The organism is Sulfurimonas paralvinellae (assembly GCF_014905135.1).
GTDB classification, from domain to species: domain Bacteria; phylum Campylobacterota; class Campylobacteria; order Campylobacterales; family Sulfurimonadaceae; genus Sulfurimonas; species Sulfurimonas paralvinellae.
The window spans coordinates 1,127,866-1,151,459 of the sequence record NZ_CP041406.1 but is presented as its reverse complement, the minus strand read 5'-3'; the positions used below and the strand labels follow the sequence as shown (position 1 = coordinate 1,151,459).

The window sequence follows — 23,594 nt, the reverse complement described above, 5'->3', positions numbered from 1 at the left end:
ATTAGGAAAATTTTATTATATGCATTCATGATTTGCCTTTAAAAAGTGTTCTTTTTTTGGGGTGTTTTTCGCATTTTTTAAAAATTATATGATTCTAGTCCTTTATTGATATTTATAAAGATTTTTTTTGAAAAAATATACCTTTTAATATTGAAAATACAATAATCTAGTAAAATTAGTATCATTTAAATAAAAGGGCAAGAAAATTGACTAAAATAGTTTGGAAAATATATTATTGGCTAATTTTATTTGTTAGTATATTTGTATTAGGGGTATTTGTATTTATATTGGCTACGGATATAAATGAATTTAATAGTATTTTTGAGGGTAAAAGAGCATTTACAAATTTATATGATATCTTCTTTATATTACTATTTTTCATATCTGTTTTGGGCTTAAGAGGTTTTATATATAGTAAAAGCTACTTTATAAAAGAGTTATGGAAATTTATATTTTTTATGATGCTAGTTGAGTATTTTGGGAATATAATTTATTCTTTCAACGATTATGATAAATTAGAGTACATAATAGATTCTGCAGTAACATTACCAATATTATATGCTTTATATCAGTATGTATATAAAATGAATGATTTATGGAAAAATAATGATGACTAAGACTCAAAAAATACTTTCTGTACTTTCTACTTTAACGATTGGTGCAGTTGGTGGTCATCATCTAGATGATATAATTGAAAAGTACAATTTAGAAGTAGGTCGTTATCCAATACAAATTGAATACTTAATTACTGATAGTTGTCTATCGGTAAATGAAAAACCTATCCCTTATATTCAGTATGAACGAAAATTAGAAGATTGTACATGTGCCTTGGAAGAAAGTGAATTTCAATATGACTATACAAATTATAAATTAGATGAAAATGAGTTTTTAAAGATATTTAAAAAAAGTTTTAAAGAGTGCAGAACTGTGAGGAGATAATCCTCAACAGTCCTTAATCATCTTCATTATCAATATAATCATCATTGTTTGGATTATGTGAATCAGCCCAGTCATCCATATCTGAATCATTATTTGGATTGTTAATGTCAGAGTATAAATCTAACTCTTCTTGGTTCATATCTGAAGTATCCATAATTACTTTTTTCCTTTATTTAAATTTTTGTCAGCAGCACTTTGTGCTCTAGCAGGAAAGCTTTTTTTAGATGTATTAGTATCATTTTTTGCAGCTCCTGATTGAATCCTAGCTGCATCAGCCTTGGTCATTGGTGTTTTCTTTGCCATAGTTGGCTCCTTAAAATATTTTTCCTAAACTTTTGTTTAAGATGGTAAAATTATAAAATAATCGTAAGGGACTTTAGGGGACATACTAGAAATGAAAATTAATGACAAACAGAATGAACTCAGAATTTGGATTGATAAAATAGGTTTAAAGCAAAAACATTTTGCTGAGTTGTATGCTATGGATTTATATCATGACCCTTCTGAGGATGATATCCGAATTTTTTATGAGAAGTTTAAAGGACATATGAAGCGAAATACTACAAAAATAGCAGTAATAGAAAGGTATTTGAATTTTTTATTTACTCTTGATGAGTTTAAAGATGCTGGTTATGTAAAACCTAAATTTTATTTTAACAATAAACTTAGCAAGAGTTTTATCCAAAAAATGAGTGATATAACACAAGATAATTAAGTGAAATATTTGGACTTCGATTAACCTAGTTATACCTATACTATATTTATTTTTGAATATTATCGAGATAATTAGTCCACCATGTCATAAGCTGTACTCGTTCTTTAAGATATTTAGCACGGTTATATGCCTGAGAGACTGAATTGCCTATTTTGTGTGCTAATTGAGTCTCGATTACATCATATTTAAAGGGGCTTTTTTCATGTGCAATTGTTGAAAACATAGCTCTAAAGCCATGCGGAGTGAACTCATATGTAGAATAGCCCATTCTTCTTACTGCACCTAAGAGCGCTCCATCGCTAAGAGGAGTTGTTTTACTTTTTGTACTTGGGAAAAGATATAGGCTATTGCCTGAATATATTCGTATATCTTTTAGTAGTTCTATAATAGTATCAGAAAGAGGTATAATAAACTCATCATCTGTCTTCATTTTTTTTGCAGGTATGACCCATTGTTTGGCTTTAAAATCTATTTCACTCCATAAGGCTAATCTGATATTAGATGGTCTTACAAAAGTGTATGCTAACATTAAAAGAGCATATTTAGTCGACAACTCACCGCCATATTCATGAATACTTGTGAGAAGATTTCTTATGCCCGTATCATCTGTAATTGTAGGGTAGTGCTTTTCTTTAGATTTGCCAATTATTTCACTGATTTCTATATCACTTGCAGGATTTCGTTGAGCAAGACCATTTGCGATTGCCCACTTGAAAGTTTTTCCAATTTGTTGATAAACCTTTTCAGTAGAGTTTCTAACATCTCTTTCCATCATTTTACGGAGTAGGGTGATGATATCTTGAGCAGTTATAGTATCGATATGTTTATTACCAATATAAGGGAATGTATCATTGACAAAGCCTCTAAGTGTGCCTTTGTAGTGTGGTTCACTAATATCTTCTTTGATTTTTTCTAGTCGTTGAAGTGCAATAGCTTTAAATGTGTGTAGATGTTTTGTATCTTCTTTATGATGTTGCTCTTTTACTTCTTGCTTTGCTGTATTTGGATTAATGCCATCTGCTAAGAGTTTTTTATTTACTTCTCTAAGCTCTCTTGCTTTTGATAAACTTATTTCAGGGTATGCACCTAAAGCTAGAAGTTTTTCTTTTCCGTCAAACTTATACTTTAGTCTCCATAGCTTTGTGTTTCGCTTTGTAACTAATAGAAATAAGCCACCGCCATCAAAGAGCTTGTAATCTTTTTCTTTGGCTTTTGCAGTTTTTATTTTTGTATCGGTAAGAGGTGTAACAGTTCGTGCCATCGGTAACCCTTGAGTATATAGGGGTATATTTTAACTGTTATAAGGGTACTTATCTAATGTACCCCTTTAAATACCCCTAAAAAGATGGGATTACTATAGCATAAGCTAGATTAAGTTAGACTAATAAATTATTTAAAGTTCGTTGTTTGGGGAGTTTTAAGACTTTTTCAGATTAAAGGGTGGATGGGGTAGAGGGATTCGAACCCCCGAATATCGGTACCAAAAACCGAGGCCTTACCGCTTGGCGATACCCCAAGATGTTTATAGTTAATAATTGGTTGCGGAAATAGGATTTGAACCTATGACCTTCGGGTTATGAGCCCGACGAGCTACCGAACTGCTCTATTCCGCGATATGAAACAATAAGTTGTTTTGCTTATTGATGGCGAAATTATAGCATTTGAAATTAAAGACAAGCTTAAAAGTGAATACCCTACAAAAAATATTATAATTTGCTTAGTGTTCAGTAAATTCAAAGTCTGAATTTGTTAATATTTATGTCATGATATTTATTATGGAAAAGGCTCTTTTTGGAATATAGTGAAGTTGATCTTTTAGTGCTGAGGAGTATTGACAAAATTACAACACAGCAAACTATTGCGCAAGAGATTGGGTTTAGTGTGGGAAAAGTTAATTTTGTACTCAAAGCCCTTATAGCAAAGGGATTGGTAAAAGCTGAAAATTTTGCCAATAACCAAAACAAAAAACAGTACAAATATCTTCTTACAGAAAAAGGTATAAAAGAGAAAATAAATTTAACTGAAAAGTTCATCGAACAAAAGAAAAAAGAGTATGACATGCTTCAAGCTGATTTACAAATGCATAAAGCGAATGGTGAGTATGCAAAAGCCAAAGGAAGTATATAGGTTATGAATATACTTGTCACCGGTGGAGCAGGGTACATAGGAAGTCATACCTTAGTAGAATTGGCGAAGGCAAACTACAGTTTTATAGTCTATGATAATTTATCAAACTCATCGCAAGAGTCTCTTAAAAGAGTCTCTAAAATTATTGGAAAAGATATAACTTTTGTAAAAGGTGATATAAGAGACAAGGCTAAACTTAAAGAAATTTTTAGCAAATATAAAATTGACTCAGTTATTCACTTTGCAGGACTCAAAGCAGTTGGCGAGTCGGTAAAAAAACCACTTGAATACTATGATAATAATGTAGTTGGAACTTTGAGACTTTTAGAAGTGATGCAGGAGTTTGACTGTAAAAAGATCGTGTTTAGCTCATCTGCTACAGTTTATTCGGAAGTGGATGCTAAAAATTACAAACCACTTACCGAATCAAGTCCGACAGGTGGCACTACCAATCCATATGGTACTAGTAAATATATGATCGAGCGAATACTTGAAGACTTATATATAAGTGATAACTCTTTTAAAATAGCGATTTTAAGATACTTTAATCCTGTAGGTGCTCATGATAGTGGAACTATTGGAGAAGATCCAAATGGAATACCAAACAACCTTATGCCGTTTATCTCCCAAGTTGCAGTTGGAAAAAGAGAATATCTCAATGTATTTGGCAGTGATTATGATACACATGATGGCACTGGTGTGAGAGACTATATTCATGTAATGGATCTTGCTTTTGGACATGTCAAAGCCATAGAGTACCTGAATACTCATGAAGAGATAGAACCACTTATAGTCAATCTTGGAACCGGTAAAGGTTACTCTGTACTGGATGTTGTAAAAGCATATGAACGAATAAGTGGTAAAAAAGTGCCATACAAGTTAGTTGACAGAAGAGCTGGAGATATAGCAAAATGTTATGCAGATTCATCTTATGCGAAAGAAATGCTAGGTTGGGAAGCTAAACGAACACTAGAGCAAATGTGTAAAGATAGTTGGAGATGGCAAAGTAATAACCTAGGTGGATATAGCAATGGCTAAGAAAAAGTGAAATGCTATAACGAAATAAAAGGTCGCAAATGAAATATAATGAAGTAAAACAAGAACTTTTAAATAATCAAAAAACTTGGCTGATAACAGGTGTAGCAGGTTTTATAGGCTCAAATTTACTTGAAGAGTTATTGATACTCAATCAAAAAATCATAGGTCTAGATAATTTTGCAACTGGTCATAGATATAACTTAGAACAAGTTAAAAAAGCAGTTTCTAAAGAACAGTGGGAAAATTTTACTTTTGTAGAAGGTGATATGACTGATTTTACTATTTGTCATTCTGTTACTAAAGATATAGATGTAGTGCTTCATCAAGCAGCACTTGGTTCTGTTCCTCGTTCTATAGATAACCCTATAGCAACGAATAATGCCAATATAACAGGCTTCTTAAATATACTAACAGCTGCAAAAGATAATGGTGTGAAAAGATTTGTATATGCATCTTCTTCTTCGGTATATGGTGACTCAGAGGAGCTTCCAAAAGTTGAAGAAAAAACTGGAAATGTACTTTCACCTTATGCTGTTACAAAAGCTACAAATGAACTTTATGCAAATGTATTTCATAAATGTTATGATATGCAAACGATAGGGCTTCGTTATTTTAATGTTTTTGGCAAGAGGCAAGACCCTAATGGTGCTTATGCTGCTGTTATGCCAAAATGGATATCTCAAATGTTATACAATGAAGATGTATATATAAATGGTGATGGTGAGACAAGTAGGGATTTTACATATATAGATAATGTTGTGCAAATGAATATATTATCTGCTATGACGACAAATCAAGATGCTTTTGGTCAAGCTTACAATACTGCAGCAGGCGGTAGAGAAACACTTAACAATCTTTTTATAGCTTTAAAAAGTGGTTTGGAATCAAATATAGAAAACTTACATATTCCTAAACCAATTTACAAAGATTTTAGGGCAGGTGATATCAGACACTCAAATGCAAATATAGAAAAAGCGAAAAATCTTATAGGATACAAGCCAACACATACTCTCGCAGATGGATTAGTCGAATCAATAGAGTGGTACATAAATGATTTAAGAGGAAATAAATAATGGAAAATATAAAGATTGCTGTCATTGGACTAGGTTATGTGGGTTTACCACTTGCACATGCTTTTAGCTTTAAGTATAAAGTTGTGGGCTTTGATATAGCACAATGGCGTATTGATGAATTAAGAAGCGGATATGATAGAACTCTTGAGCTTTCTGAAAAACAAGTTAACGAAGCTATAGCCAATAAGATGGAGTTTACAAATGTACTTGAAGATATAGCTGAATGTAATATCTACATAGTAACTGTTCCTACTCCAATAGACAAGCATAAAAAACCAGATCTTACTCCTCTTATAAAAGCGAGCGAGTCTATAGGAAAAGTTCTTCAAAAAGATGATATAGTTATTTATGAATCTACAGTTTACCCAGGCGCAACAGAAGAAGAATGTGTTCCAGTACTTGAAAAATTTTCAAATTTAAAGTTTAATGAAGACTTTTTTTGTGGTTACAGCCCTGAGCGAATCAATCCAGGTGATAAAGAACATACTGTAACCAAGATATTAAAAGTCACATCGGGGAGTACACCTAAAATAGGAACGAAAGTAGATGAACTCTATGCAAGCATAATTACTGCTGGAACCCATTTGGCACCTACCATTAAAGTAGCAGAAGCAGCAAAGGTTATAGAAAACTCACAAAGAGATATAAACATAGCATTTGTTAATGAACTCTCAATGATTTTTAACAGACTGGGAATAGACACTAATGCAGTACTTGAAGCAGCTGGAACGAAATGGAACTTTTTACCATTTAAGCCTGGCCTTGTTGGAGGTCATTGCATAGGTGTGGATCCATACTATCTTACACATAAAGCTCAAGAAGTTGGATACAATCCAGAGATTATATTAGCTGGACGAAGACTCAATGATAATATGGGAATCTATGTAGCAAATCAAGTGATAAAATTGATGATAAAAAAAGGTCATAAAATAGAAGGAAGTAAAGTTTTAGTACTTGGAATAACTTTCAAAGAAAACTGTCCAGATATTAGAAACTCTCGAGTTATAGATGTTATACGAGAATTACAAGAGTTTGGATGTAATGTGCATGTCAGTGACTATTGGGCAGAGCAAGATGAAGTGAAATATGAGTATAATATAGCATTGAAAAATGATATAAATTATAATGATTATGAGGCAATTGTTTTGGCTGTTGCACATGATGAGTATAAAGAGTTAAACCTTAAAACTGATAAAAATGTAGTTTTTGACATTAAATCTCTTTTAGAGAATTCTGATGGAAGATTGTAAGTGATTTAAAATTTAAAATATAGAGAGGAAGTACTAAATGAATAAAAAAAATTTTGCATTGATAGGAGCAGCAGGATATATTGCTCCAAGGCATATGAAAGCTATTAAAGAAACAGGAAATGAGCTGGTGGCAGCTTTAGATCCATATGATGGCATAGGAGTTATGGATAGTTATTTTCCAAAGGCATCATTCTTTACAGAATTTGAACGATTTGATAGGTTTGTAGATAAATGGCATAGGGATGGTAATAAAAAAATAGAATATATTGGAATAACTTCTCCCAATTATTTGCATGATTCTCACATAAGATTTGCTTTAAAAAGTGGTGCTCATGCAATCTGTGAAAAACCATTAGTACTTAATTCACACAATATAGACCAACTTAAAGTAATAGAAGAAGAAACGGGTAAGAAAGTATATAATATTTTACAGCTTCGTTTACATCCATCAATCATAGCTTTGAAAGAAAAAGTGAACAAAGAATTGGCTAAAAATCCAAATAAGATGTATGACATAGATTTGACATACCTTACCAGCCGTGGAAAGTGGTATTTTGTTTCATGGAAAGGAAATGAAGCTAAAAGTGGTGGAATAGCTTCTAATATCGGGGTACACTTTTACGATATGCTTTGCTGGATATTTGGCGATGTGGAAGAAAACATAGTTCATATAAAAACAGCAGATACAAATGCAGGGTATTTCAAACTTAAAAATGCAACCGTAAGATGGTTTTTATCAGTAAACTATGACTATATACCAGAGGAAGTAAAAGCCCAAGGTATCAGAACATATCGCTCTATTACAGTGGATGGGGATGAGATAGAGTTCAGCGGTGGTTTTACAGATTTGCATACGAGAAGTTATGAAGAGATACTTAAAGGTAATGGCTTTGGACTTGACGAGGCTTATGGTTCTATAAGAACTGTGTCAACCATTAGAAATCTTCCTGCAGTAGGATTACAGGGTGAATATCATCCATTTTGTGAGAAAGTAGTTCTCTAATGAGCTCTTTTTTTGCACATGAGTCTGCTTATGTGGACGAGAATGTTATTATAGGTGAAAATACAAAAATATGGCACTTCTCACATATACTCTCAGGTACAAGGGTAGGCTCAAACTGCTCTTTTGGGCAGAACTGTGTCGTAGGGCCAAATGTGAAAATAGGCAAGGGTGTAAAAGTACAAAACAATATCTCTGTTTATGAAGGTGTTGAAGTAGAAGATGATGTCTTTCTAGGACCTTCTATGGTCTTTACAAATGTTATCAATCCAAGAGCATTCATAGTCCGTAAAGAAGAATTTAAAAAGACACTACTCAAAAAGGGCTGTTCCATAGGTGCAAATGTAACAGTAGTTTGTGGAGTGACTATAGGTGAATATGCCCTTATAGGTAGTGGTGCAGTCGTAAATAAAGATGTAAAAGATTATGCACTTATGGTTGGTGTTCCTGCTAAACAAATAGGCTGGGTAAGCAAAGCCGGTAATACTTTAGAATTTAATGAAGAAGGTATTGCAACAGATGCATATGATAATTCAAGATATAAGCTTATTGATGATAATTTAGAGGTAATAGAATAGATGCAAATAGATTTCGCAAATTTACAGTACCAATATGAACTTTATAAAGATGAAATAGATACTGCTATGCAAGCAGTCTTAGATAAAGCAAACTACATCATGGGTGATGAAGTAAGAGAACTCGAAGATAATCTTCAAAACTTCACCGGTGCTAAACATGCTATAACCTGCAGTAGTGGAACAGATGCACTACTACTTGCTATGATGGCTTTGGATATAGAGCCGGGTGATGAGATAATCACGACTTCTTTTACTTTTATCGCAACAGCGGAGACAATAGCCTTTTTAAAAGCAAAGCCTGTATTTGTAGATATAGATGAAAAAACTTATAACATCGATGCAAGTAAAATAGAAGAAAAAATCACACCAAAAACAAAAGCCATCATCCCTGTAAGTCTTTATGGTCAACCTGCAGATATGGATACTATTCAATCTATAGCAAATAAACATAATCTAAAAGTCATAGTTGATGGTGCTCAGAGCTTTGGAAGTACTTACAAAGATAAAACAGACAGTAATCTTGGTGATATCAGCTGTACAAGTTTTTTTCCTGCCAAACCGCTTGGATGCTTTGGTGATGGGGGTGCTGTATTTACTAATAGTGATGAACTTGCAGCAAAGATAAAAATGTTAAGAACACATGGACAGAATAAACGTTATCATCATAAGTACATTGGTATGGGTGGAAGAATGGATACACTGCAGTGTGCGGTAGTCAATGTAAAACTTAGACATTATAAAAAAGATTTGGCTCTTCGTCAAGAAGTGGCAGCGAAATATACAAAAGCATTACAAGGTAAAGATATGATCTTGCCTGAAGTAGAAAAGAATAGAACATCAGCATGGGCACAATACTCAGTTCGTGTGAAAAACAGAGATACAGTGCAGGCTAACTTCAAAGAAAAAGGGATACCAGCGGCGGTGCATTATCCTATGCCACTGCATTTACAAGAGTGTTTTCAATATTTAGGATATATTAAAGGTGATTTTCCTATTTCTGAACTTATCTCTGATGAGATTATGAGTTTGCCAATGAACCCTTATGTAACTGATGAAGAAATAAGCTATATGAGTGAGCAATTTTAATGCAATATGATTATTTAATTGTTGGTTCTGGAATTATAGGCATGACAATTGCCTATGAATTAAAACAACAAAATCAAAATCTAAAAATTGCTATTTGTGAAAAAGAAGATAATGTGGCTCAACATGCAAGTGGTAGAAATAGTGGAGTTCTTCATGCCGGATTTTACTATAGTGCAAACAGTTTAAAAGCAAAATTTACTGTTGATGGCAATAATCTTATGAAAGAATTTTGTAGTCAGCATAACATAGTAGTAAAACCTACTCAAAAAATAGTTGTTGTAAAAAATAAATATGAACTCAAAGGACTTTATGAACTACAAAAAAGAGCTGAAGTGAATGGAGTAGAGACGAGAATCATTACTGAAAAAGAAGCAGAAAAAGTGGATCCAAATATAAAAACATATCAAAAAGCTCTGCTCTCACCAAATACAGCAAGTGTAGATCCAAAAGAAGTATGTAATAAACTAAAAGATGTTCTGATAGAACATGGTATAAAGTTCTACTTTAATACTTCATTTGAAGAGGTTAAGTTTGATTATAAATACTTAATAAACAGTGCAGGAACTTATGCAGATAAAATTGCACAGCAGTTTGGACTCGCAAAGAATTATACAATGCTTCCTTTTAAAGGTATTTATCTAAAATATATAACCAACAAAACTGATATTAAAACAAATATCTATCCTGTACCAAACTTAGCTAATCCATTCTTAGGTGTGCATTATACTATTACAAGTGATGGAAGTATAAAAATAGGGCCGACTGCTATTCCTGCTTTTTGGAGAGAAAACTATGATGGATTTAATAATTTCAACTTAAAAGAAATGTTAGAAATACTATACTATGAATCAAAATTGTTTGTATTAAATAATTTTAATTTTAGAAATTTAGCTATTGAAGAGATGAAAAATTACAATTCAAAAGTATTTATCCAAAAAGCAAAAAATATGGTAAGATATATTGGAAGTGATTTTAAGCCTATTCCAGCAGGAATAAGAGCGCAACTTTTAAATACAAAAACCAATGAATTGGTACAAGATTTTATACTTGAACATGGAAAAAACTCTACACACGTGTTAAATGCAGTTAGCCCTGCATTTACATGTAGTTTTGCATTTGCAAAATATGTAGTTAATGAAATAAATCAAAATAAAAAGGAAAATAAAAATGTCAAATAATTTAAAAAATGCAAAAGTTTTAGTAGTAGGTGCTGCTGGATTTATCGGTGGATTTGTAATCAGTGAATTACTTAAAGAGCCTGTAAAAGAGGTTATTATTTATGATAACTTTACTAGAGGTAAAATGGAAAATATTGAAGAAAGTTTAAAAGATCCAAGATGTTCTATTTTTCCTTATGGTGGAGATGTAAGGGAAATTGATATTTTAGATAAAGCTATGGAAGGTGTTGATTACGTATTTCATCTTGCAGCTATGTGGCTACTTCATTGTAAAGATTTTCCCAGAACTGCATTTGATGTAAATATAGCTGGTACTTTTAATGTGCTTGAAGCTTGTGTAAAACACAAAGTAAAAAAACTTATTTATAGTTCATCTGCTTCTGTTTATGGTGATGCAGTGAAAGTGCCTATGACAGAAGATCATCCTTTTAATAACAGAAACTTTTACGGTGCCACGAAAATAGCAGGTGAAGCAATGTGTACTGCATATAATGATAGATATGGTTTAGAAATTGTAGGACTTAGATATATGAATGTTTATGGTCCAGGTCAAGATCAACATGCTGTTTACAGTGGAGTTGTGCCAATCGTTTTAAACAAAATTGATAGAGGTGAAGCACCTAGTGTGAATGGTGATGGTTCTCAAGCATATGACTTTGTTTATGTAGAAGATGTAGCAAGATGTAATATAGCAGCTGCAAAATCAGATGTAAAGTTGGGTTATTACAATGTTGGAACAGAAGTGCAGACAACTATTCGAGAACTATGTAATACTATGCTTAAACTAAAAAATTCTGATCTTGAAATTAACTATGTTCCATATAGTGAAGATGATGCAAGACAGTTAGTCCAAAATAGAATTGGATCAAGAGAAAAAGCAGAAAAAGAGTTAGGATTTAAATATAAATATTCTTTAGAAGAAGGTCTTCAAAAGTTAATTGACTGGAGAGAAGAGAAAGGGATAAAAGGTTAAACTCGATGAAAATGAATATCCCAATTACAAAAACAATTTTTGATGATGAAGAAAAAGAAGCTATTATAAAACCATTGGGAACTGGTTGGGTAGTTCAAGGTCCAAATGTAGCTAAATTTCAGGATATGTTTAGTGAGTTTACAGGTGCTAAATATTCCCATGCCACTACTAGCTGTACTACTGCGCTTCACCTTGGACTTGAAGCTATGGGTATTACAAGAGGAGATAAAGTTATTATTCCATCTTTTACCTATGTCGCTAGTGCCAATGCAGTTGAGTATACAGGTGCCGAAGTGGTATTTTGTGATATTGATTTAAAAACTTTTAATATCGATGAAACAAAATTAGAAAAGTTGATTCAAAATGACACTTCAATAAAAGCTATTATGCCAGTAAACTTATTTGGACTTTGTGCAAATATGCCATATATTATGGAACTGGCAAAAAAATATAATTTAACAGTTATTGAAGATAGTGCTTGTGGATTTGATGGCTGGATAAGTGATAAACATTCTGGTACTTTTGGGGATTGTGGTTGTTTTTCCTTTCATCCACGAAAATCTATCTGTACAGGCGAAGGTGGTATGTTGATTACAGATAATAAAGATATTGCTAACAAAGTATCTCAACTCAAAGATCATGGTGCAAGTAAGTCGGATCTCCAAAGACATAAAGAAAAAGGTGGTTCACTTCTTCCTGATTTTACCGTTAGAGGATACAATTATCGCATGACAGATATGCAAGGCGCACTGGGTGTTTGTCAGATGGATAAAAAAGAGTACATTATGAATGGCAGAAGAGAAGTCGCTGCTAAATATGATACAGCTTTAAAAGATATAGTTGAACTTGTGACTCCTTACATTCCAGAAAATTATAAACATGGGTATCAATCATATGTTTGTATATTTACAGACGGAGAGGATATATCAAATCTGTCAAAAGAACAAATAGATAGAATTAACATAAAAAGAAACATTTTTATGGAAAAACTTGAAGAGATGACTATAGCTACAAGACAAGGTACACATGCGGTACATACACTTGGATACTATAAAAACAAAAATAACTTCAAAGATGAAGATTTTTTGATGAGTTATGCAGCAGATAGACTTTCTATTGCATTACCTCTTTATGCAGGGATGAGTGATGAAGAGTTTGACTATGTGATATCAAATATTAAAGAGATATTGAAATAATATGTGTGGAATAGTAGGAGCATTGAGTTTAAATAAACCATCTATTAACGTAGATTTTGCAAAACCTATGGCAGATAAAATAGCTCATAGGGGACCTGATGATGCAGGATATCTCTGTTTTCATACAGGTGTGAAACATAACAGAAAAATCTCGTTTTATCAAAATCTAACTGATGAGAGATTTAAAAATATAGAAGATATGCTTCCTACTATAGAATCGTATTCAGCTCAAAGAGAATTACACTCTCATGATTATGACCTTTATATGGGTCATAGAAGATTGTCTATTTTAGATGTAAGCTATGCAGGACATCAACCTATGAGTGATTTGTCTAAAAATATCTGGATAGCATATAATGGAGAGATATATAACTTTAAAGAGTTGAGAAGTAAGCTTGAAAAACTTGGACATAAATTTAGAAGTCACACAGATACAGAAGTTATAATTTATGCATATATAGAATGGGGAATAGAATGTATCAAAAGATTTAACGGTATGTTTGCATTTTCTTTATATGATAACTTTCAAAAGAAGTTCTATCTCTGTAGAGATAGATATGGTATCAAACCAGTTTATTATCATATTGCAGAAGATAAAACATTTATATATGCAAGTGAAATAAAATCTATTTTAGAATATAAAGATTATAAAAGTGAGGTAGATAAAGAAGCTCTTTTAGAATACTTTACATTTCAAAATATGTTTACAAACAAAACACTTCATAAAAATATACAAATATTGGAAGCTGGGCATTATTTTGAGATAGATTTATTATCTAAAGAAATTAATAAGACTCAATATTGGGATTTTGATTTTAGTGAACCTGAAACTGTAAAAGATGAAAGAGAATATATAGAAGAGTTAGATAAACTTTTTACTCAAGCAGTTGAAAGACAACTTGTAGCAGATGTGCAAGTTGGGAGCTATCTTAGTGGTGGAATGGATAGTGGAAGTATAACGGCTATAGCATCAAGTCATTTCGAGAAGTCAAATGAGTTTTTAAAAAGTTTTACTGTAGGGTTTGATCTAAATAGTGCAAGTGGTATGGAGCTGAGTTTTGATGAGAGGGCAAAGTCAGAGTATATGTCTTATAAGTTTAAAACTGAACATTATGAGATGGTTCTAAAATCTGGTGATATGGAGAGGTGTTTGCCAAATTTTGCATATCATCTTGAAGAACCACGAGTAGGACAAAGTTATCCAAACTACTATGCAGCAAAGTTAGCAAGTAAATTTGTAAAAGTAGTGTTAAGTGGTGCAGGTGGGGATGAACTCTTTGCAGGATATCCATGGCGATACTATAAAGCAGTAAATAATGATAACTTTGATAATTATATAGACAAATATTATAGCTTTTGGAAGAGATTAATCCCAAATAAAGATATACAAAAAGTATTTGCTCCAATTATGGGTGAAACACAAAATGTATGGACAAGAGATATTTTTGCAAGTGTATTTAAAACACCCGTAAAATGCCAAACTCCAGAAGAGTATATAAATCATTCGCTATATTTTGAAGCGAAGACATTTCTTCATGGACTACTTGTAGTAGATGATAAGCTTTCTATGGCTCATAGTCTTGAGACAAGAGTACCATTCCTAGATAATGATTTAGTTGACTTTGCTCAAAAAATACCTGTCAAATATAAACTCGGTGACTTGCATAAAGTGATTAGGATGAATGAAAATGATATAGGGAAAATGCAAAAAACTAATGACGGGAAAGTGATACTTCGAAAAGCTATGAGTAAGTATATCCCAGAAGATATTTATAAAGCAGTTAAGCAGGGGTTTAGCTCACCAGATCAAAGTTGGTTTAAAGGTGAAAGTATAGAATTTGTAAAGTTTAAAATTTTAGATGATAATGCGAATATATATAAGTACATGGATAAAAATGCTACACAGCAATTGATAAATGAACATTTATATGGAAAAAAAAACCAAAGATTGTTTATTTGGAGTTTGCTTAACTTTGAAGAATGGAGTAATATTTATGGATAAGATTTTTAAAGAGCATATAGAAGTAAAGGATAACTTTATATCTTTAAAAAGTAGTTCAAATTGTGAAAATCAGCAGCAAACTAATGAAGCTTTTTCAGAAAAATGGATGGAGTATGAAAATAGTAATGAAAAAGAAAAATTTTACAAGATGCAACAAAAGTGGTATTTGGAACTGTATGGATTTGAAAATGAAGATGCCCTAGCAAAATTTTTATCTACTAAAAAGTATATTTTTGATGCTGGTTGTGGTTTAGGATATAAGGCAAAATGGTTTGCAGAGTTGGCTCCAGATTCTATAGTTATAGGTATGGATTTTTCAGAAGCATGTTCCATAGCAGCAAATAATTATAAACATATAAAAAATTTATTTTTTATAAAAGGTGATATAGCTGATTTACCATTTCAAGATAATTCAATTGATTATGTAAGTTGTGATCAGGTTATAATGCATACGGAAGTACCTGAAGAAACTTTTAAAGAACTAACAAGGATTACTAAAAATGGGGGGGGTGAGTTTGTTTGTTATGTTTATGCTAAAAAAGCGTTGCCAAGAGAATTGCTAGATGATTATTTTAGAGTAGAAACTAAAAATCTGACAAATGAGCAACTTTGGGAAATGTCAAGACAACTTACAGAACTTGGAAAAAGGCTAAGTCAATTAAAAATAGAAATAGATATACCAGATATTCCACTTTTAGGAATAAAAGGTGGTAAACAAGATATTCAAAGATTTATTTATTGGAATTTTTTAAAATGTTATTGGAATGGAGAGCAAGGAGAAGATAATAGTGATATGATAAATTTTGATTGGTATAGTCCATCAAATGCGAGAAGATACAGTGAGGATGAGTTTAAAAAAATGATTAGTACCAATGGTTTGAAAATAGAGTTCTTTCACATAGAAGAGGCATGTTATAGTGGTAGATTTAGCAAATAAAATTTTAAAATCTATTGATAAATTTTCTTTAAATTTAACAAATAAAATTATATTAACTGAAGCTGCAACAGGAAATTATGTTGTAACACCCATTATAATCGCATGCTCAGGTGCAAAAAAAGTTTATGCTTTTACTAAAGCATCAAAATATGGTTCAATTGAAGAGGTTAAAAGACAAACTTATGAATTAGCAAAGTATTTGGATGTGGAAAGTAAGATAGAAATTATAACAGACTTAAGTAACGTTCCTTTAAAAAGTATAGATGTATTAACTAATACAGGTTTTTTAAGACCAATCAATAAAGAAATTATCGATCAATTAAGTCCTAATTGTGTAATTCCTCTTATGTGGGAGACGTGGGAATTTAGAGATAGTGATTTAGATTTAGAAGTTTGTATAGAAAAGGGTATTAAAGTATATGGTACGAACGAAGACAACGAAAAGTTAAAAACAAAGGAATATATAGGATATATGGTTTTAAATTTTTTATTAGACTTAAAGCATACTCCTTTGTCATCAAAAGTGTTAGTATTAGGTTGTGATTATTTTACAGTATATACAGAACAAGTGTTAAAAAACAACTGTTATTATTATAAGATAATATCTGATTATAATGATAAAATCAATATTGATAATTATGATTGTATAGTTTTATTGGAACATCATAAACAAGATTTATTAATAGGAAGGAAAGGAGCGTTCATTGATATTAATACAATCAATGAGCATGTTGATGTAATTCATATTTGTGGCAATGTTGATTTTTCAAATGCAAAGTTTAATTTTATTCCTAAATATCCAGCATCTTTTGGTTATATGAGTTATACAGTAGATTATATGGGAAAACAAGTTGTTACAGATTTACATACAGCAGGTTTAAAGGTGTCAGAAGGTATGATGAAAGCGAATAAAATGAATTTAGAAAAAAAAGAATATAAAATATTTATGGAAAAAAACTACCCTGCAATGTCATTTAAAGATGAGAGGTATTGGTAAAAATGAAAATAGCAATAATTGGGAGAACTGAAATTTTATATGAAACAATTGAATTACTTCTAAAAAACAATTATCAAATACCACTAATTATTACTTCAAAAGAAGCTCCGGAGTATACTAAAACTTCAAAATATTTTGAAGAATTGGCAAACAAAATAGGTGCTAAATATATATATACGAATAGACTAGATAAATATAAAAAAGAAATAAAAAGTACAAATTGTGATATGGCTGTAAGCTTAAACTATTCTAGCATTATACCTCAAAATGTGATTGATTTATTTCCACTTAGAATTTTAAATGCTCATGGTGGGGATTTGCCTCGTTATAGAGGTAATGCTTGTCAAGCATGGGCAATTCTTAATGGTGAAGACAAAATAGGTCTATGTATTCATTCTATGATAGGTGGAGAAGTTGATAGCGGAGATATTATAGATAGAGAATATTTAAGTATAGATATAAACACTAAAGTAACTCAATGTTGGGAGTGGATGGCAGAGAGAATTCCTCAAATGTTTTTAAATTCTGTTAAAAAACTTGAAAAAAATCCTCAATATGTTTTGGAAGTACAATCAAAAAATCAAAAAGATGCTTTAAGATGTTATCCAAGGATTCCTGAAGATGGTAGAATAGATTGGAATAAATCAAATATAGAAATTCTAAGATTAATTAATGCTTCCAATAAACCTTATAGTGGAGCATATTGTTTTTATGAAGATAAAAAGCTAATTATTTGGGATGCAGAACTTTTTGAGGATGATGAAATATATTTATCAAAAGTTGGACAGATATCCAATATTGAAATGGATGGAAGCGTTATTGTAATTACGGGAAATGGAAAATTGAAAATAAGCAAAGTTGAATATGAAAGTTTTGTTGGAAAGCCAAGTCAAAAAATAAAAAGCATAAGAAAGAGATTTAAATAATGATAAATAAAATAAAAAATAAAATCAAGAAAAATTATACTTTATATATAAAGTTGAGAAATTCATATGGATTTCAAAAAGGTTTAGTTTCACTATTTAAAAGTAAAAAAGGAAGTATAGAGCATATTAAATCGACCTACTCTTTAGTAAAAAAAGATAGTAAAATACTTGGTAAACCCATAAATATAACTATAGAACCTACAAATGTCTGTAATGCTCAGTGTCCTGTTTGTGAAACAGGTGCAAATATATTAGAGAGAAAAAAAGCTTTTTTATCATTTAGTGATTTTAAAATTATTATAGATAAAATATATCCATATACAAATACACTGATGTACTATTTTATGGGAGAGCCATTTTTAAATAAAGAATGGGTAAAACAGGTCAAATATACTAAAGAGAAAGGGATACCTTTTATTTCTACTTGTACTAATGGTGATGTTAAAGGAATACCTCAAGGTATAATAGAATCAGGGATAGACTTCGTCTCTTTTCAAATGGGCGGTACAACTCAAGAGACTCACGAAGTGTATAGGGTCAATACAAATTTAGAAAATATAAAGAATAATCTTCTTCAAACTATAAAGTTAAAAAAAGAAACAGGAAGTAAAGTACATTTAGAGGCAGGGTTTATCCTGATGAAACATAATGAACATCAGGTAGAGGAATTTATAGAATGGTGTAAAGAGATAGATGTAGATAGCTTTAATATTATTGACCCTTGTGTTAGGACTGTAGAACAAGGGAATAAATATTTACCAACTAATAAGGATCATTGGATATATGATCCTGAAAAATTTAAAAAAGGAAAATTACAAAGAAAAATTGTACCTCAAAATGACTGCCCTTGGATATATTATAGTATGACAATAATGAGTAATGGAGATGTTGTACCTTGTTGTCACGATGCTTGCGGTAAAGAAGTAATGGGAAATTTAATAGAACAAGATTTAGAAGAAATTTGGAATGGAGAAAAATATCAAAACTTTAGAAATAAAATACACACAAATCAGAAAGATATAGAGATATGTCGTCTTTGTAGTGGATATGGGGTTAGTGATATAAAATGAGAAATATTTTATATATTGTCCCATCTGATTATGATTCATTAAAACAAAAAGGTGTTATTGATTTAATTTTACAGAGAGATGAAGGTGGTTTTTTTAATAAAGTATTTACATTGCATCCGTTTACAAAGAATAATAAAGTTATTAAATTAAAAGAAAATAACATAATCTTTGAATATGGCTGGAAAAGCAGCTTAGATTTTTTAAATAAATTTAGAATAACCAAAATATTTAGAACACTTATCATACTTTTGAAATTGATTTTTATTTTTCCATTCATAATCAAAAAAGAAAAAATATCTATAATAAGAGCCACAGATCCATATTATATGGGACTTATAGCATTGTACTATTCTAAGCTTTTAAAAATTCCATTTATAGTATCAGTTCATTCTGACTATGATAAAGGTGCAGAACTTGGAGGTCAAACATTTAAAGTTTTAGGTTCTAGAAAAATAGCTAAACAAATTGAAAAGTTTGTTTATAAAAAAGCTGATTTAATATTACCAATAAGTAATTATTTAAAAAGAAAAATTATAGATCAATATGAGATAGATGAAAATAATATAGATGTTTTTTATCATGGAGTTTCTTTTGAAAATTTTGATAATACAAAATTTTTAAATATAAAAGAAATATTTAATATTGATAAGCCATATATACTTGGATATATTGCTCGATTGTCTAAAGAAAAACAGTGCTTAGATATTTTATATATAACAAAAGAATTAGTTAAAATGAGAAATGATTTTTGTATATTAGTTGCTGGAAATGGTCCAGAATACAATTATATGAATTCCTTTATAAAAAAAAATAATTTAGAGAATAATATAAAACTGATTGGTTTCCAATCTAAAAATATAGTTTTTACTATAAAAAAACAATCTAATATAAATATATGTCTTCTAGATGGATTTAGCCTGATAGAAGCATGTGCTAGTGGTAAACCTGTTATAGCATATGATACTGAATGGCATAGTGAATTAATAAAAGACAATACAAGTGGTTTGTTGGTTAAAGAAAATGACATTAAAGAAATGGTAAATAAAATAGATTATTTATTAAATAATGAAAAACTTTCACATAAACTTGGGAAGTATGCAAGAGAATTGGCATTTCAAAATCATAGTTTAAAAAATTCAGTTAAAAATAAACAGAATATTTATCATAAAATTTTGAAAAAATTTGGAGAATAAAGTTTGATCTTTATAAGTATAAGTATAATTATAATTATAATTATAATTATAATTAGATTTTTTATTTTAAATAAAGCAAGCATGGTGGTGGTAGACCAGTGGTATTGGCTAAAATATAGAGATGCAGCAAGAAAACAAAAAAAATGTCCACCAGAATTACCAGAATATTTACTTGAAGTGAAACAGTGGTATCCACCTTTTTTTGGATGTTTTTTGTCTATTTTGCCAGATGACATTTTGAATTATTCTGCTTTTATTACACAATTTTTATCATTTTTTAGATTAATTTTAATTGTATTATTCGGAAAGTTGATAGGAATAGAGTTTTCTACTTCTATATTTGTAGCTATAATGGTTTATCTAACAGCACCAATATTAATATATTATGACAATCAAATAAATTCTCGTATCTTTGGATCAATACTTCTTGACATTCTTATACTATTTTTTTTTGGATATTTCGAGTATGAGTTAAGTTATATGTTGTTGCCAATTGTCTTATTGACTATACTATTAATATTAACTCATAAGATGTCTCATCAGTTATATGTTTTTTTACTTATTGGGTTATCAGTTTTTTATACAAGTTTAATTCCAATTTTTATTTATATATTCGCAAATATTATAGCGTTTCTTTTTTTTAATTATAAAAATTATTTAAAACATCATATAGAGATAGTAAAGTTTTGGCATAGAAATAGATATAAGTTAGGATCGCATCAGTTTTATGAATCTAATATTTATGGAAAAAAAGATTTTGTTCATGTCAATAGAGTTCATGGAAATGGTTTGAAATCAGTCATTAAAAAGCTTTCACTTATCATAGGAATGTTGCCTTTTACAATATTTGTAATTTTTAGTTTTGAATTGAATTTTTTTGGACTTGTCTTTTTTATGACAATGTTGTTTATTTTGCTCACAAGTTTTGTAGATAAATTTTTGTGTTTAGGTAGTGGCAACTTATACACATACAATTTAGTAACAATAATTTCTTTTTATGTGATTTATACAGATATTTATTTTGCTGATTTTACTAATCAAATCTTGTTATTGATTATTTCAGTAATGACAGCGGTAAGTATTTTTAAGTTTTATAAAGGGCTGAAAAATAAAAGTAGAGATAAAGATTTTGAGGATGCTATAGATTTTTTGAAAAATTCAGATTTAGACAGAGTGATGGTGATACCTTTTCAACTACCTGATGAAGTGACATATAAAACATCTAAAAAAGTATTTTGGGGTGGTCATGGTTATGGCTTTTTATGGTTGGAACCATATTTTCCTGTGATGAACGTAAAAATTGAAAAGGCAATGAAGGATTGGAATTTGGGTGCTATTTTTTTAAAAAAAGATTACTGGAGAGAGTTTTTTGAAAAAGTTAATATGAATCTTTTTCATGTGGCTTTTGAAAATGAAAAATATATAATATTAAAGGTTAAAAACTGGAAAAATGGAGAAAAAATTCCACAATGGGCAATAAAAAAATATTCAGATATATTTGGTAGGTTAAATGTGTAGTATTTTAGGTTATTTTAATACAAAGCTTCCTTATAAAGATATAATAAAACAAAATTTTTTTATATCACATCGTGGACCAGATAATTCAACCGTAAAAGAGTATAGTTTAAGAAACAAAAAATTATATCTTGGTCATAACCGTCTCTCTATACAGGATTTAGCCACTCATGCAAATCAGCCAATGGAAAATGAACGATTTTCTATAGTTTTCAATGGTGAAATTTATAATCATTTTGAATTAAGAAGTAAGTGTAATGTAGAGTGGAAAACTACATCTGATACAGAAACATTACTTATTCTTTTTAGTAAGTTTGGAGTAGAGAAAACTCTTGAAAAACTTATTGGCATGTTTGCTATTGGGATTTTTGACAAAACGGATAAAAAACTTTATTTGATACGAGACAGAGTTGGAATAAAACCACTTTATTATACTTTTCAAAATGAAGAATTTGCTTTTTCAAGTGAGCTAAAAGGCTTTGCAAGGCATTTGAAACAGCAAGTTTCAAATAAATCTTTGGTACAGTTTATGACATTAGGGTATATGCCAAATGATAACAGTTATTATACAAATATAAGTAAATTACCTCCTGGACATTACTTGATATTTGATGGAAAAAATATTGATATAAATAGATATTGGAATTTGCCAAAAGAAAAAAAATATATAAGCTATAACGATGCAGTAGAAGAAACTGAAAGACTTATAAGAAGTAGCATAAAATATAGACTTTTGGCAGATGTAAAAGTAGGAAGTTTTTTAAGTGGTGGTGTAGATAGCAGTTTGGTAAGTGCTATTATGCAGCAAGAAAGCAACAATAAAATAAAAACTTTTTCTATAGGTTTTGAAGATAAAGCCTATGATGAATCTACTTATGCCAAAGAAGTTGCCAAACATATAGAGAGTGAGCATTATGAATATAAGTTTTGCGTTAAAGATGTATTTGATTTTTTAGAAGATTTTGATACTTATTACGATGAACCTTTTGGTGATGCATCGAGTTTGCCTATGTTACTACTTAGTCAAAAAACCAAAGAGCAAGTTACAGTGGCTCTTAGTGGAGATGGTGGAGATGAACTTTTTTTAGGATATGATAGGTATTTTCTCACACAAAAATATCTTGATAGGTTTTCAAAAATACCACAAATTCTAAGAAATATATTGTCAATAATTGGGAAATATTCTTTAAATGACAAACTCCAAAAAGCAAGCTATTCACTGAAAAACTTAAATGAACAAAATCTTTATGCTCTTTTATATAGTTCCATAAAACCATGGGAACTTTCAAATTTATTTGATCAAGATTTTTTAGTAGAATCTTTTGGAAAAAGTAATTTAAACTTATTAGATATTTTAGAGTATCAATTTGATAGTAATGATCTTATGGACTGTTTAAGCAGGTTGGATTTTCACAGATATTTACCTGATGATATACTTACAAAAGTGGATCGTGCTAGTATGGCTTTTAGCTTAGAATCAAGAGTTCCATTATTAGACCACAGAATTGTAGAGTTTGCCTATAGTTTACCTATAGATATTAAGTTAAAAAAAGGTCCAAAATCTATACTAAAAGATATATTATATAAACAGATGCCAAAAGAATTGATAGAGCGGCCAAAAAAAGGTTTTAGCGTACCATTGAAATATTGGTTTAGAAATGAACTAAAAGATATAGTCTATGATAAAATTCAAAATATAGATGATAGATTTAATAAAAAATATTTGATTAATATTTTTAATGAACATCAAAAAGGTAGAAATTTTGAGTATGTTCTTTGGAATATTATGAGAATAAAGTAA

At 30.3% G+C, this 23,594-nt stretch carries 24 protein-coding genes and 2 tRNA genes; 21 read left to right on the top strand and 5 right to left on the bottom strand.

The genetic code is table 11. The features are described 5' to 3' along the window. Positions 1-206: 206 nt before the first annotated feature. Together FM071_RS06010 and FM071_RS06005 are read left to right on the top strand one after the other, a co-directional pair. The gene (locus tag FM071_RS06010; protein ID WP_193109824.1) at positions 207-617 is read left to right on the top strand and encodes a hypothetical protein; all 411 of its coding nucleotides are present in this window, start codon (positions 207-209) and stop codon (positions 615-617) included. After that, positions 607-939, top strand: a complete 333-nt coding sequence (locus tag FM071_RS06005) for a hypothetical protein (RefSeq protein WP_193109822.1) — start codon at positions 607-609, stop codon at positions 937-939. The genes FM071_RS06010 and FM071_RS06005 overlap by 11 nt, the downstream gene beginning before the upstream one ends. Before the next feature lie 13 nt (positions 940-952). Here the strand turns inward: FM071_RS06005 and FM071_RS06000 are convergent, their stop codons facing one another. Next, a complete protein-coding gene (locus FM071_RS06000) occupies positions 953-1,093 on the bottom strand; it encodes a hypothetical protein (RefSeq protein ID WP_193109820.1) in 141 nt (46 codons plus the stop codon). 2 nt (positions 1,094-1,095) lie between these two features. Next, on the bottom strand, positions 1,096-1,242 hold the full coding sequence (locus FM071_RS05995) for a hypothetical protein (RefSeq protein ID WP_193109818.1): 147 nt from the start codon (positions 1,240-1,242) through the stop codon (positions 1,096-1,098). A gap of 91 nt (positions 1,243-1,333) precedes the next feature. On the opposite strand from FM071_RS05995, the gene FM071_RS05990 reads away from it, so the two are divergent. Continuing rightward, complete coding sequence (locus tag FM071_RS05990) at positions 1,334-1,654, top strand: hypothetical protein (RefSeq protein WP_193109816.1); 321 nt, start codon at positions 1,334-1,336, stop codon at positions 1,652-1,654. A gap of 46 nt (positions 1,655-1,700) precedes the next feature. On the opposite strand, the gene FM071_RS05985 is transcribed toward FM071_RS05990, so the two are convergent. The 3 genes from FM071_RS05985 to FM071_RS05975 form a co-directional block, all read right to left on the bottom strand. Further along, positions 1,701-2,915, bottom strand: coding sequence for a tyrosine-type recombinase/integrase (locus tag FM071_RS05985; protein ID WP_193109814.1), 1,215 nt, complete (start codon positions 2,913-2,915; stop codon positions 1,701-1,703). 180 nt (positions 2,916-3,095) lie between these two features. Next, a tRNA-Gln gene (locus FM071_RS05980) sits at positions 3,096-3,170 on the bottom strand. Between the two features lie 20 nt (positions 3,171-3,190). Further along, positions 3,191-3,267: transfer RNA gene (locus tag FM071_RS05975), tRNA-Met, on the bottom strand. A gap of 178 nt (positions 3,268-3,445) precedes the next feature. Between FM071_RS05975 and FM071_RS05970 the strand changes: the two genes are divergently transcribed. The 18 genes from FM071_RS05970 to asnB (FM071_RS05885) all read left to right on the top strand — a co-directional run bounded on the left by FM071_RS05970 (position 3,446) and on the right by asnB (FM071_RS05885) (position 23,594). Then, on the top strand, positions 3,446-3,781 hold the full coding sequence (locus tag FM071_RS05970) for a MarR family EPS-associated transcriptional regulator (protein ID WP_193109812.1): 336 nt from the start codon (positions 3,446-3,448) through the stop codon (positions 3,779-3,781). A gap of 3 nt (positions 3,782-3,784) precedes the next feature. Continuing rightward, a complete protein-coding gene (gene galE / locus FM071_RS05965) occupies positions 3,785-4,819 on the top strand; it encodes a UDP-glucose 4-epimerase GalE (RefSeq protein ID WP_193109810.1) in 1,035 nt (344 codons plus the stop codon). 38 nt (positions 4,820-4,857) lie between these two features. Next, positions 4,858-5,892, top strand: coding sequence for an SDR family oxidoreductase (locus FM071_RS05960; RefSeq protein ID WP_193109808.1), 1,035 nt, complete (start codon positions 4,858-4,860; stop codon positions 5,890-5,892). Further along, positions 5,892-7,142, top strand: coding sequence for a nucleotide sugar dehydrogenase (locus FM071_RS05955; RefSeq protein WP_193109806.1), 1,251 nt, complete (start codon positions 5,892-5,894; stop codon positions 7,140-7,142). Before FM071_RS05960 ends, FM071_RS05955 begins: the two co-directional genes overlap by 1 nt. A 37-nt stretch (positions 7,143-7,179) precedes the next feature. Continuing rightward, entirely contained in the window at positions 7,180-8,145 is a 966-nt protein-coding gene (locus tag FM071_RS05950) for a Gfo/Idh/MocA family protein (RefSeq protein ID WP_193109805.1), read from the top strand. Continuing rightward, entirely contained in the window at positions 8,145-8,720 is a 576-nt protein-coding gene (locus FM071_RS05945) for an acyltransferase (RefSeq protein ID WP_193109803.1), read from the top strand. Before FM071_RS05950 ends, FM071_RS05945 begins: the two co-directional genes overlap by 1 nt. Continuing rightward, positions 8,721-9,806, top strand: a complete 1,086-nt coding sequence (locus FM071_RS05940) for a DegT/DnrJ/EryC1/StrS family aminotransferase (RefSeq protein WP_193109801.1) — start codon at positions 8,721-8,723, stop codon at positions 9,804-9,806. After that, entirely contained in the window at positions 9,806-10,984 is a 1,179-nt protein-coding gene (lhgO, locus tag FM071_RS05935) for an L-2-hydroxyglutarate oxidase (protein ID WP_193109799.1), read from the top strand. Before FM071_RS05940 ends, lhgO begins: the two co-directional genes overlap by 1 nt. Continuing rightward, positions 10,974-11,957 (top strand): NAD-dependent epimerase/dehydratase family protein, encoded by a 984-nt coding sequence (locus FM071_RS05930; RefSeq protein WP_193109797.1) that lies wholly within the window; start codon positions 10,974-10,976, stop codon positions 11,955-11,957. Before lhgO ends, FM071_RS05930 begins: the two co-directional genes overlap by 11 nt. A gap of 5 nt (positions 11,958-11,962) precedes the next feature. Continuing rightward, positions 11,963-13,153 (top strand): DegT/DnrJ/EryC1/StrS family aminotransferase, encoded by a 1,191-nt coding sequence (locus tag FM071_RS05925; RefSeq protein WP_193109795.1) that lies wholly within the window; start codon positions 11,963-11,965, stop codon positions 13,151-13,153. 1 nt (position 13,154) lies between these two features. After that, complete coding sequence (gene asnB, locus FM071_RS05920) at positions 13,155-15,155, top strand: asparagine synthase (glutamine-hydrolyzing) (protein WP_193109794.1); 2,001 nt, start codon at positions 13,155-13,157, stop codon at positions 15,153-15,155. Continuing rightward, positions 15,148-16,092, top strand: coding sequence for a class I SAM-dependent methyltransferase (locus FM071_RS05915; protein ID WP_226960500.1), 945 nt, complete (start codon positions 15,148-15,150; stop codon positions 16,090-16,092). Before asnB (FM071_RS05920) ends, FM071_RS05915 begins: the two co-directional genes overlap by 8 nt. Then, positions 16,073-17,089, top strand: coding sequence for a hypothetical protein (locus tag FM071_RS05910; RefSeq protein ID WP_193109790.1), 1,017 nt, complete (start codon positions 16,073-16,075; stop codon positions 17,087-17,089). Before FM071_RS05915 ends, FM071_RS05910 begins: the two co-directional genes overlap by 20 nt. Before the next feature lie 2 nt (positions 17,090-17,091). Beyond that, on the top strand, positions 17,092-18,015 hold the full coding sequence (locus tag FM071_RS05905) for a methionyl-tRNA formyltransferase (RefSeq protein ID WP_193109789.1): 924 nt from the start codon (positions 17,092-17,094) through the stop codon (positions 18,013-18,015). Continuing rightward, the gene (locus tag FM071_RS05900; protein ID WP_193109787.1) at positions 18,015-19,085 is read left to right on the top strand and encodes a radical SAM/SPASM domain-containing protein; all 1,071 of its coding nucleotides are present in this window, start codon (positions 18,015-18,017) and stop codon (positions 19,083-19,085) included. Before FM071_RS05905 ends, FM071_RS05900 begins: the two co-directional genes overlap by 1 nt. Then, the gene (locus FM071_RS05895) at positions 19,082-20,278 is read left to right on the top strand and encodes a glycosyltransferase family 4 protein (RefSeq protein WP_193109786.1); all 1,197 of its coding nucleotides are present in this window, start codon (positions 19,082-19,084) and stop codon (positions 20,276-20,278) included. The genes FM071_RS05900 and FM071_RS05895 overlap by 4 nt, the downstream gene beginning before the upstream one ends. Before the next feature lie 81 nt (positions 20,279-20,359). Continuing rightward, positions 20,360-21,796, top strand: a complete 1,437-nt coding sequence (locus tag FM071_RS05890; RefSeq protein WP_193109785.1) for a hypothetical protein — start codon at positions 20,360-20,362, stop codon at positions 21,794-21,796. Continuing rightward, positions 21,789-23,594: an asparagine synthase (glutamine-hydrolyzing) gene (asnB, locus tag FM071_RS05885; RefSeq protein WP_193109784.1), complete on the top strand. Its 1,806-nt coding sequence runs from the start codon at positions 21,789-21,791 to the stop codon at positions 23,592-23,594. The genes FM071_RS05890 and asnB (FM071_RS05885) overlap by 8 nt, the downstream gene beginning before the upstream one ends.